The sequence below is a fragment of the Pseudomonas migulae genome (genome assembly GCF_024169315.1).
GTDB lineage: Bacteria > Pseudomonadota > Gammaproteobacteria > Pseudomonadales > Pseudomonadaceae > Aquipseudomonas > Aquipseudomonas migulae_B.
Genome location: NZ_JALJWR010000001.1, coordinates 2077814 through 2090954 on the forward strand (window position 1 = coordinate 2077814; position 13141 = coordinate 2090954).

Here is a 13141-nt window from a genome sequence, read left to right on the forward strand (position 1 = left end):
TCTGCGATGTGTTCATAACCACACCAACCTGTAGGAGCGAGGCTTGCCCGCGAAGAGGCCATAACTGACGCTAGAGAATCAAAGCCCCTCCAACTCCGCCATCAAGTCATTCAACCGATCCACCTTCTCCTCGGTGATATCACCCGCGGCCAATCCATCAATGTATTCCGCCAACTCCTCCACCGTGCTGCACTCGAACATCGCCCGCAGCGGCACATCCCGTTGCAGCGATTTCTGCACCCGCGAGGCAATCTGTGTCGCCAGCAGCGAATGCCCGCCCAGCTCGAAGAAGTTGTCGCGCACACCGACCTTCTCGACCTTCAACACCTCGGCCCAGATATCCGCCAGCGTTTGCTCCAGCTCATTGCGCGGTGCCTGGTAATCCTGGCTCTGCAACTGGCCGATCTCCAGCGCCGGCAGTGCCTTGCGATCCAGTTTGCCGTTGGCATTGAGCGGCATCCGCTCCAGCCACAACCAGTGCAGCGGCACCATGTATTCCGGCAGTTCGGCGCGCAGGCGTTGCTTGATTCGCTCCAGGCGTTCCGTCGGATTCAGCGAAGAGTCAGTCGCTACCAAATAGCCGACCAGATGCTTGCCGTTCACACCTTCCTGCACCCCGACCGCCGCTTCGCGGACCTCGGGTTGTTCGTGCAGACGCGCTTCGATTTCACCCAGTTCGATGCGGTAACCGCGAATTTTTACCTGATGGTCGATGCGCCCGACGTACTCCAGCACACCGTCACTGCGACGACGGGCCAGGTCACCGGTGCGATACAGACGATCGCCCGGCTCGCCAAACGGATTCGGCACAAACACCTGGGCGGTACGCAGCGGATCGCTGACATAACCGCGTCCGACACCGGTGCCGGCCACGCACAACTCACCGACCGCCCCCAACGGCACCAGGTCCAGCGTGCCATCGAGCAGGTACAAACGGTTATTGTCGGTCGGCGTACCGATCGGCAAATAACTGCCGCGGGTCGAGGCCATGTCGACGCGAAAGAACGCCACGTCATCCGAACATTCCGCCGGCCCGTAGGCATTCACCAGCCCGATGTCCGGGTAGCGCAGCAACCATTGATGCGCGAGCTCCGGCGGCATCGCTTCACCCGTCGGCAGCATCCAGCGCAGGCCGTCGAGGCGCATGCGTTCCTGGGCGAGCATGCCTTGAATCAGCGACGGCACGCTCTCCAGCACGGTGATGCCCTGGGCCGCGACATGCGCCAGCAATCCCTGCGGGTCATGGGCAATGGTGTTCGGCACGATGTCCACCCGCGCGCCAAACAACGGGGCGGCGAGGAACTGCCAGACCGAAATGTCGAAGCTTTGCGAAGCGGTCTGGGCGATCACATCAGCATCGCTGAGATCGAGGTACGGGACCTTGCTCAACTGGTTATTGAGCATGCCGCGCTGTTCGACCATCACGCCTTTGGGCAACCCTGTCGAACCCGAGGTGTAGATGACGTAGGCGAGGTTGTCCGGACCGCTGTAGATCCCCGGATTCACAAGCGAAACATCACTCGCCTGCACCTCTTCCCACACCAGCAACCGTGGCCGATTGGCACAACTGAATTCCTCCAGCAGCGCGACAGCCTGTTCACGACACGCCTGCGTGCACACCAGTAACGGCGTGCGGCTCAGGTCGATGATCCGGCTCAGACGCTGGCTCGGCAGCCCCGGGTCCAGCGGCAGATAACCCGCGCCCGCCTTGAAGCTGCCGATGATCATCCCGAGCAAGTCGAGGTTACGTTCGGCCAGCAACGCCACTGGTTGATCCAGCCCGACACCCGCCGCGATCAACGCATGGCCGAGGCGGTTGCTGCGCTGGTTCAGTTCAACGTAGCTGTGTTGCTGATCAAGGCAACTGGCGGCGATTCGCTGCGGATGCTGAGCAACCTGCGCTTCGAACAACGCAACGTAGCTCTGCTCCAGCGGGTAATCGTGTTCGCTCTGGTTGCAGCCATGAATCAGGAAATCCTGTTCCTCGGCGCCGAGCAACGGCAAATCCGCCATGTCGCCATGGAAACCTTCCACCAGCGCCAGCAGCAAACGCTTGAACTCACCCAACATGCGCTCGACAGTCGACTCGTCGAAATAGCGCTGGTCGTAAGACAGGTGCAAGCCCAGGTCATCGCCCGGATAACACACCGCCGTCAGCGGGAAGTTGGTGTGGGTGCGGCCGGAATCCGAGGTCGCGTTGAGGCTCTGCGCGCGGTCCAGTACCGAGACTTCCACCGGGGCGTTTTCGAACACGAACAGGCTGTCGAACAACGGCTGGCCCTTCGGCAATTCGCTGTTTTCCTGAATGCTCACCAGCGGCAGGTATTCGTACTCGCGCAGTTGCATGTTGCTGTCGAGCAAACTGCTGAGCCACTGGCGAACGCTGCAACGCTGATCGTCCTCGGGCATTTTCACCCGCAGCGCGATGCTGTTGATGAACAGCCCGACCGTGCGTTGCATCTCCGGCATGTCCACCGGGCGCCCGGCCACGGTGACGCCGAACAGCACGTCACGATCGCCGCTCAAACGCCGCAGCACCAAGGCCCACGCCGCCTGGGCGAAGGTGTTGATGGTCAGCTGATGGGCCTGCGCCAGTTCACGCAGTTGCGCACCGTCGCGGGCATCGAGCCGGGTGTAGCGGTCGCCGACGATCATGCCGCCGCTGTCGCCAGCATGCTCGCGCAGGAACGGTCGGTCGCTCGGAATCGGCGTGGTGCGCTCGAAGCCTTGCAGGTTGGTTTTCCACCACTGCCGCGCCTCAGCCAGGCTCTGGCGTTGCAGCCAGCCGATGTAGTCGCGATAACGTGGCGGCACGGTCAATTGGGCTTCGCGACCGTCACCCAGCGCGGTGTAGATTTCAAAGAAGTCCGCCATCAACAGCGACCGGCACCAGGCATCGATGAGGATGTGGTGGTTGCTCATCATGAACCAGTAGCGCGCTTCGCCCACGCGGATCAAACGCAGGTGGAACGGCGCCTGGTTGAGCAGATCGAAGCCGGCTTCGCGTTCGCTTTTCAGCAAGGCTTGCAACTTCGGTTCTTGCTCGCCCTCGGCGATGGCGGTCCAGTCGAGGTACTCGATCGGCGTGCTGCCCGGCTTGTGGATAACTTGCAGCATGTCTTCGCCGACGTTCCAGCAGAACGACGCACGCAACGCTTCGTGACGGGCAATCACCGCTTGCCAGGCCTCGGCGAATCGCTGCGGATCGAGTTCGCTGTTGATGCGGTAGCGGTCCTGCATGTAGTAGAGGCCGGTGCCCGGTTCCAGCAAGGTGTGCAGCAGCATGCCTTCCTGCATCGGCGTCAGCGGGTAGACGTCTTCGATGGCGGCGGCCGGAATCGGCAATGCGTCGAGTTGCGGCTGGGTCAGTTTCGCCAGCGGGAAGTCCGACGGCGTCAGGCCGCCCGCCTCGTCATCCAGGCAATGCTCGATCAGACTCTGCAATTCGCCGAGGTAGGCGTCCGCCAGTTCGCGGATGGTCTGCGGATCGTGGCGTTCGGTGCTGAAGGTCCAGCGCAGCACCAGTTCGCCGCCGTAGACCTGACTGTCGACGCTCAGTTCATTGGGCAGCGGCGCACGCGGATCGTGGGCCGCGCCGACGGCTTCATCGAGCGGACGGAACAACGCGTCCGCGCCGAAGCTCTGGTCGAACTGGCCAAGGTAATTGAAGGTGATCGGCGCCACCGGCAACGCGGCCATGGCTTCACGGCACTGGTCATCGGCGAGGTAACGCAGCACGCCATAACCCAGCCCTTTGTGCGGCACGCCACGCAGTTGTTCCTTGATCGCCTTGATCGAGGCGCCCTGCCCGGCAGCCTCTTCGATGTTCAGCGGCGTCAGGCGCAACGGATAAGCGCTGGTGAACCAACCGACGGTGCGAGTCAGGTCGATCTCGTCGAACAGCGTCTCGCGACCGTGGCCTTCGAGTTGAATCAACGCCGACTCATGCCCGCTCCAGCGGCACAGCACGCGGGCCAATGCCGTCAGCAACAGATCGTTGACCTGGGTGCGATAGGCGCTCGGTGCCTGTTGCAGGAGTTGCCGGGTGTACTCGCTGTCGAGGCGCACGCTGACGGTGTCGGCGTGACGATTCTGCCGGCCGCCTTCAGGCCGGTCGCACGGCAATTCGACGCTCGGCCCGGCCAGTTGCGACTGCCACCAGCTCAGTTCTTCACGCAGGGATTCACTGCCGGCATACGCCTGCAAGCGTGCGGCCCAGTCCTTGAAGGCACTGGTTTTCGCCGGCAATTTGACCGACTGTTCCGCCGCCAGTTGGCGATACACCGTTTGCAGATCGTCGAGCAATACACGCCAGGAAACGCCGTCCACCACCAAGTGATGGATCGCGAAGAACAGCCGTTGCTGGCCTTCGGGACCATCGACCAGCAGCACCCGCATCAACGGCCCCTGTTCAAGGTCGAGGCTGCGCTGGGCATCGGCGAACAGTGCCGCGCATTTATCCATCGCCGACACACGCACTTGCCACAACACCGGCGCGCCGCCCACCTTCTGGTGTGCCGCCGTCCATGCGCCCGCCGTTTCAGTGAAACGCAGGCGCAAGGCGTCGTGCTGTTCGATCACCGCCAGCAGCGCTTGCTCCAGACGATGAGGTTCCAGCGCAACGGTCGGCTCCAGTAACAACGCCTGGTTCCAGTGCTGACGCTCGGGCATGTCGGTGTCGAAGAACCAGTGCTGGATCGGCGTCAGACGCGATTCGCCGGTGAGCAAGCCTTGCTCGGCCGTGACCTGTTCGGTGCGGCTCGCCACAGCGGCGAGTGTTTGCACGGTCTGGTGCTGGAACAGGTCCCGCGGACTGAAGTGAATGCCCTGCTGCCGCGCACGGCTGACCACCTGGATCGACAGGATCGAGTCGCCGCCCAATTCGAAGAAGTTGTCGTTGAGACCGACCTGCGCCACGTTCAGCACTTCGCACCAGATCTGCGCCAACGTCAGTTCCAGATCGTTGCTCGGCGCCACATAGTGCTGACGGTTCAGCTCAGGGTCCGGTGCCGGCAACGCACGACGGTCGAGTTTGCCGTTGGCGGTCAGCGGCATGCTGGCCAGCAGGATCAGGTGCGTCGGCACCATGTAATCCGGCAGTTGCGATTTCAGGTGAGCCTTGAGGGCTTCGCGCAATTCGCTTTGTTGCGCTTCGTCCCGATCGGCGACCTCAGTCACCAGATAGCCGACCAGTTGTTTGCCGCTCGGTGCGTCCAGTGCCAAAACCACGGCTTCACGGATCGATTCATGTTCCAGCAGGCGGGTTTCGATTTCGCCCAGCTCGATGCGGAAACCGCGAATTTTCACTTGATGGTCGATGCGCCCGAGGTATTCCACCAGACCGTCGGCGCGCTGACGCACCAGGTCGCCGGTACGATAAATGCGCCCGCCATCGGCCACGAACGGGTTGGCCACGAAGCGCTCCGCCGTGATGTCCGGACGGTCGTGATAACCCTGCGCCAGACCGGCGCCACCCACATACAACTCACCCGTCGCACCTTGCGGCACCAACGCCAGATCGGCGTCGAGAATGTAAGCCACGCGAGCGCCAATGACGCTACCGATGGGCACACTGCCCATGCCGTCTTCAAGCTGCTCGGGCGCGAGACTGGCCAATGGCATGACCACGGTTTCGGTCGGACCGTAGGCGTTGAAGAACAGGCTCGGTTTGAACGCTGCGCGAATCCGCTGCAAATGTTCGCCCGTCAGCGCTTCACCGCCGGTGATGCACATGCGCACCGGCAGGGTTTCGCCTTGAGTCGCCAGCCACTGTGCCAGTTGGCTGCCGTAGCTCGGGGTGAAACCGAGGATGTTGATGTTGTGGCGACGGATCAGCCCGCAGATTTCTTCCGCGTCCCACTGGCCTTGAGCACGCAAAACCACTTGAGCACCGCTCAACAACGGCACCAGCAAACGCTCGGTCGCGGCGTCGAAGTTGATCGAATAGAAATGCAGTTCGCAGTCGTCCGCACGCATGCCGAAACGCTCGATGACCGCGCGGCAGTGCATGGCGATTTCACCGTGGGACACCACCACGCCTTTCGGCTTGCCGGTGGAGCCGGAGGTGTAAATCAGGTATGCCTGATGTTGCGGCAGGCTGATGAACGGCAGCTCGGTGGCCGGGTAGTTAGCCAGTTCCGCAGCATCGTCCTCCAGGCACCAACGGGCGACGGTGGATGGCAGATCACCGAGGGCGTTGAACATCGCCGCATCGCTGAGCAGCAAACCGACGCCGCTGTCTTCGATCATGTAATGCAGGCGATCGAGCGGGTATTCCGGATCGAGCGGCACGTAGGCGCCGCCGGCCTTGAGAATCGCCAGCAGGCCGATGACCATTTCCAGCGACCGCTCAAGCGCCAGACCGACGCGAACCTGCGGCCCGACACCCCGCTCACGCAGCATCCAGGCCAGGCGATTGGCGCGGCTGTCGAGTTCGGCGTAGCTCAGGGTTTCACCGGCGAACGTCAGTGCCGGCGCCTCCTTGCGCGCCAAGGCCTGCTCGCTGAACAGGTGATGGATACACTGATCGAGTCGATGTTCACCCGGTTCGACGCCGAGGCTGTCGAGCAGGTTTTGCTGTTCCGAGGCTTCGAGCAACGGCAGCTCGCTGAGGCGCTGTTGCGGATCGGCCAGCAGCGCTTCCAGCAGATTGCGCCAGTGCCCGGCCATGCGCGCAATGCGCGGCTCGTCGAACAGATCAGTGCTGTAGGTCAGGCAGCAACCGAGACGATGGTCAAGGTCGGTGACTTCCAGATTGAGGTCGAACTTGGTCGCCCGCGCATCGTTGGCCAGGTACTCGACAGTCATGCCGGCGAGGGTTCGGCTCTGCTGGAATTCCCAGCGCTGCACGTTGCACATCACCTGGAACAGCGGGTTGTACGCAGCGCTGCGCGGTGGCTGCAACGCTTCAACCAGATGGTCGAACGGCAGGTCCTGATGGGACTGGCCTTCGATCACGGTGTGACGCACTTGCTCGAACAACTCGCCGACCGACATCTGCCCGTCGAGCTGGCAACGCAGCACTTGCGTATTGAGGAACGCGCCGATCAGTCCTTCGCTTTCCGGGCGAATCCGGTTGGCCACCGGTGCGCCGATGCGCAGGTCGGTCTGGCCGCTGTAGCGATAAAGCAGCACAGCCAGCGCGGCGGTCATGGTCATGAACAGGGTCAAACCGTTGTGCGCATTGAAGGCGCGAACCCGAGCGGCGAGTTCGTCGCTCAAGTCGAAACGGAACAGCTCGCCCTGATGGCTTTGCACCGGCGGACGCGGACGGTCGGCGGGCAATTCCAGCAGCGGATGTTCGCGGCCCAGTTGCGCAGTCCAGTAGTCGAGCTGACGCTGACGCTCGCCGGATTCCAGCCACTGACGCTGCCACACGCTGTAATCGAGGTATTGCACCGGCAGCGGCGCCAGCGGCGACTCGCGGTCATCGACGAACGCTTCATAGAGTGCACTGAGTTCCCGGGCGAAAATATCCATTGCCCAGCCTTCGGTGACGATGTGGTGCAGGGTCAGCACCAGGTAATGCTCCTGCTCGGCGGTCTTGACCAGACAAGCGCGCAGCAGCGGTCCGGTTTCCAGATCGAAGGGTTTATGCGCCTCGTCGTCGGCCAGTTGCTGGACCGCCCATTCCCGGCCATCGGCATCCAGCGCGGAGAAATCTTTCCAGTCCATGCGCATCCCGGTTTCCGGGTGCACGCGCTGTTGCGCCACGCCGTAGACGCTCGGGAACGTGGTGCGCAAGGTTTCGTGACGCATGATCAGCGCTTGCAACGCCGTCTCGAAGCGCCCGACATCCAGCACCCCGCGCAGCCGCGCCATGCCGCCGACGTTGTAGGCCGGGCTGTCCGGCTCCATCTGCCACAGGAACCACATACGCTGCTGGGAATAGGACAGCGGCACCGGTTGGCTGCGGTCGATTTTCTCGATCGGTGGTTGCTTGTTGGTACTGCCGCTGGCCTGGATCTGTTGGACCTGCTCGGCGAACGCCCCCAGTTCACTGTTTTCAAACAAGGCTCGCAACGGCAACTCGACGTCGCACGCCTGCCGGGTGCGAGAGATGATTTGCGTGGCCAGCAGCGAGTGACCGCCGAGGGCGAAGAAGTCGTCGCGCAGACCGATCTGCTTCAAGCCCAGCACTTCATGCCAGATCGCGGCGATCTGCTGTTCAAGTTCAGTGACCGGCTCAACGTGTTCGCGCACTTGCCACTGGGGTTCCGGCAAGGCGCGGCGGTCGAGTTTTCCGCTCGGGCTGAGGGGCATTGCTTCCAGGCGCATCAGTTGCGCCGGGACCATGTATTCCGGCAGCTCGGCCGCCAGTGCGGTTTTCAGGCGTGCGGTTTGTGCGTCTTCGGTTTCGCTGGTTTCGGTGGCCGCGTAGTAACCGATCAGTTGAGCGCCGGCCGCTGTTTCGCGCACCAGCACCACCGCTTGAGCGACGCCGTTCTGAGCCAGCAGACGCGCTTCGATTTCTTCCGGTTCGACGCGGAAGCCGCGCAGTTTGACCTGCTGATCAAGACGGCCGAGGTATTCGATCACGCCGTCGGCGGTCCAGCGTGCACGGTCGCCGGTACGGTACAAACGTGCGCCCTGCTCGCCCAGCGGGTCGACGACGAAGCGTTCAGCGGTCAGTGAAGGACGGCCCAGATATCCCCGGGCCAGGCCAATGCCGCTGATGCACAGCTCACCCGGCACACCGGCCGGCACCGGGTTGAGGTCGCTGTCGAGCACCCGGCAGATCACGTTGCCCAGCGGACGGCCAATCGGCGAGCGTTCGCCATCGGCCGTGCTGCAATGCCAATGGGTGACGTTGATCGCGGTTTCGGTCGGGCCATAGCGATTGTGCAGTTGTACCGCCGGCAGCAGTTCCAAAACGCGGTTGCGCAGTTCCGCCGGCAAGGCTTCGCCGCCCGAGAACACGCGACGCAGGCTGGTGCATTCAGCGGTGAGCGGTTCGTCGATGAACAACGAAAGCAGTGGCGGCACAAAGTGCAGCGTGGTCACGCCGTATTGCTGAACAAGCTGCGCAATCCGGTGTGGATCGCGGTGCTCACCGGGACCGGCGATCAGCAAGCGTGCACCGGTGATCAGCGGCCAGAAGCATTCCCACACTGAGACGTCGAAACTGATCGGCGCTTTTTGCATCAGCACGTCGGTGTCGTTAAGGCGATAGGTGTCCTGCATCCATTGCAGGCGTTCGGCGAGGGCCGCGTGGGTGTTGCCGACGCCCTTCGGCTGGCCGGTGGAGCCGGAGGTGTAAATCACGTAAGCGAGGTTGTCGCCGTGCAGATGCAGGCCCGGCGCCTGGCTCGGCCAGTTCTCCAGATGCAGCGCATCCATGGCGATCACGCTGACGCCTTCGGTGGCCGGCAAGCGATCAAGCAATTGGGTTTGGGTCAGCAGCAATTCCACGCCGCTGTCGCTGAGCATGTACGCCAGGCGCTCGGCCGGGTAATCCGGGTCCAGCGGCACGTAGGCACCACCGGCCTTGATGATCGCCAGCAGGCCGATCAGCAACTGTGGCGAACGCTCGGCAGCGATGGCCACGCACACATCCGGGCCGACGCCTTTGTCGCGCAGGTAATGCGCGAGACGGTTGGCCTGGGCGTGCAGTTCGGCGAAGTCCAGGCTGCCGCCGTCCCACAGCAGCGCGGTGCGTTCCGGCGTCAGGCGGGCCTGTTCGTGGAGCAGTTCCGGCAGCCACTGGCTGGCTGGCGTGCACGGTGCGGCGCTCCAGTTTTCCTGCTGATCGTGCTCGCTTGGCGCCAACAGTTGCAGGTCGCCGATGGCCGTTTTCGGTTGCTCGCAGATGGCGCGCAGCAGATTGCTGAAATGCTCGGCCAGTCGCTCAATGGTGGTGGCGTCGAACAGTTCGCTGGCGTAGTCGAACGACAGGCTCAGGCGACCGTTACGGTCTTCTTCGCTGTGCAGCTGCAAGTCGAACTTGGCTTCGCGGCTGTGCCACGGCAGTTCTTCGGCAAGCAGACCGGGCAAGCGACGCAATGCGCTCAGGTCACGCTGCTGGTGGTTGAACATGACCTGGAACAAGCCCTGTTCGCGGGCCTGCGGGAATGCTTCGAGCAGTTGTTCGAACGGCAGGTCCTGATGCGCTTGTGCGCCCAACGCGTTGTGTCGGGTTTGCGCCAGCAACTCAACAAACGGCAACCGCGAATCCACCTCGGCGCGCAGCACCTGGGTGTTGATGAAGAAGCCGATCAGGCCCTGGGTTTCCAGGCGTGGGCGGTTGGCGTTCGGCACGCCGATGCGGATGTCGCGCTGGCCGCTGTAGCGATGCAGCAGGCTCTGGAACGCCGCGAGCAACAGCATGAATGAAGTGGAATCGTGGGCCTGGGCGGCCTGGCGAATGGCATCGCTCAGGGTTGCGTCCAACCGGACGGTGTGGCGCGCGGCGCTGCGCATGTGGAGTGCCGAACGCGGGTGATCGGTGGCCAAGCTCAGCGTCGGATGCTCATCGCCCAACTGCGTTTTCCAGTAGGCCAGTTGCCGTTCGCCCTCGCCTTGCGCCAGCCATTGGCGCTGCCAGCTGCCGTAGTCGGCGTATTGCGTCGGCAGCGGCGCGAGTGTTGCCGTTTGCCCTTGGGACACGGCGGCATACAGGCGCGAGAACTCGTCGATCAGCACGTTCAACGACCAGCCATCGGCGATGATGTGGTGCAGCGTCACCAGCAATTGGTGATCCTCATCATCCAGGCGCACCAGCGTCACCCACAACAGCGGGCCTTTCTCCAGATCGAACTGGGCGTGCGCTTCGTCCTCGCGGATTTGCTGCGCACGGGCTTCACGCTCGGCGACGGGCAAATCGCTGATGTCGATCAGTTGCAGGTTGAATTCGCCCGCGGCATCGACCTGTTGCAGCGCCACGCCGTCACGCTCGAAGAAACGTGTGCGCAGGGATTCGTGGCGTTCGACCAGTTGCTGGAAGCTGGCGCGCAAGGCGTCTTCGTCCAGTTCGCCACGCAGGCGCAAGGCACCGGGAATGTTGTAGGCGCTGCTGTGCGGGTCCAGTTGCCAGGTGATCCACAGGCGGTTTTGCGCGAGGGATTGCGGCAGCGCTTCGCTGCGCGACAGTGTGCTGATCGCCCCTTGGGCCGGGCCACCGTCCTGTTGTTGCTGTGCGACCGCGGCAGTGAATGCGCCGAGGGTCGGTGCTTCGAACAGCAGGCGCAGGTTCAGCTCCAGACCGAGCGCTTCGCGCAGGCGCGCCACCACTTGAGTGGCGGCGATGGAGTTGCCGCCGAGCAGGAAGAAGTGGTCATCGGCGTTGACCTGCTGGACCTGCAATTGCTCGGACCAGATCTGGCCGATCAGGGTTTGCAGCTCGGAACCCGACTCGGTTTTCGCCGCGTTTTCAGTGGTCGCCGACGGGAACACCGCGTAGCTGTCGAGGCTGCCGTCCGCCAAGCGATTACGGCACGCCGAGCGTTGCAGTTTGCCGCTGGAAGTCTTGGGCAAGGCGCCCGGATTGAGCAACACCACCACGCTCGGCGCTTCCTGATACGCCTCGGCCACCGCCTGGCGAATGGCTTTGATCAGCGCTTCGGGCGGCAGGATTTTCTGCACACTGCGGCTGATTTCCGCGGCGATGCCGATACCTTCCTGACCCTCGATGTTCACCGCGAACGCGGCGACGCGACCTTTGCGCACCACTTCCACTTCCCGCTCGACGGTCTGTTCGATGTCTTGTGGGTACAGGTTGTGGCCGCGAACGATCAGCATGTCTTTCAGGCGCCCGGTGATGAACAGCTCACCGTCGCGCATGAAGCCCAGGTCACCGGTGCGCAGCCAGGTTTTTCCGGCGTGCTGGACGAAGGTTTTGGCGCTGGCCTCGGGGTTGCGCCAGTAGCCGTGGGCGATGCTCGGCCCGGTGGCCCAGACTTCGCCGATCGCGTTGTCGGCGATTTCGTTGAGCGCCAATGGATCGACAATCAGCACCGCGTGATCCGGCTGACTGATGCCGCAACTCATGATCGCGCTGCCCTCGCCCGCCTCGGCACGGTTTTGTGCCAACGCCTGATCGTCCACCCGCAGATTGCCGATGCCTTCGCCACGCGGTGTGCCAGCGACGAATAACGTGGCTTCCGCCAACCCATAGGACGCCATGAAACTGTCCGAGGTGAAACCGCAGCTCGCGAACTTCTCGGCGAAACGCTCCAGGGTGTCGAGGCGGATCGGTTCGGAACCGGAATACGCCACGCGCCAGCCGCTCAGGTCGAGGCGTTCCAGCGCCGATTCGCTGACCCGCTCGCTGCACAGTCGATAGGCAAAATCCGGCCCGCCGCTGATGGTGCCGCCGTATTCGCTGATCGCTTCCAGCCAGCGCAACGGCCGGCCAAGGAAATACGCCGGCGACATCAACACGCACGGCACGCCGCTGAAAATCGGTTGCAACAGACCGCCGATCAACCCCATGTCGTGGTACAGCGGCAGCCAGCTGACGATCACATCATCCGGGTTCAGGTCGATACCGAAACCATGGCGAATCAGCAGTTCATTGGCCACCAGGTTGCCGTGGCTGACTTGCACACCTTTAGGCAACGCGGTGGAGCCGGAGGTGTATTGCAGGAACGCGATGTGATCGCCGTCAAGGTTCGGCTCGGCCCAATGCTGCGCCAGCGCGGCATCAAGGGTATCGACGCACAGCAGCGGCGGCGCGCCTTCGATTTGCTGCAAGGCGTCGCGCAGGCTGGCGCTGGTCAATAGCAGACGCGGTTCGGCGTCACTGATGATCGACAGCAGGCGCTCCTGATGATGACGCTTGGCCGACTCCGGCGGATAAGCCGGCACCGCAATCACGCCCGCATACAGGCAACCAAAAAACGCCGCGACGTAATCCGGACCGCTGGGAAACAACAGCACCGCGCGATCACCGAAATCGGTCTCGGCCTGCAACGCACCGGCAATGGTGCGCGCCCGTTGATCCAGCTCGCGATAACTGAGCACTACGGCCTGATCCGGGGTTTCGGCGAGAAAACGCAAGGCCACCCGGTCCGGCGTCAGGGCCGCGCGGCGCTGAAGGGCTTGGACCAGTGAGCCAGGTATTTCGAACGCGTCGGTCATGAGGTTTCCTGCCTGAATTCGGCTTGCAAGTGGAATCGGTTTTCTGATGTCACGCCCCTTCAGG

The 13141-nt window shown here is 63.1% G+C and carries 1 protein-coding gene; it reads right to left on the reverse strand.

Annotated elements, in window-relative coordinates:
* Positions 1-78: 78 nt before the first annotated feature.
* The gene (locus J2Y86_RS09535; protein WP_253430201.1) at positions 79-13077 is read right to left on the reverse strand and encodes a non-ribosomal peptide synthetase; all 12999 of its coding nucleotides are present in this window, start codon (positions 13075-13077) and stop codon (positions 79-81) included.
* Positions 13078-13141: the final 64 nt, after the last annotated feature.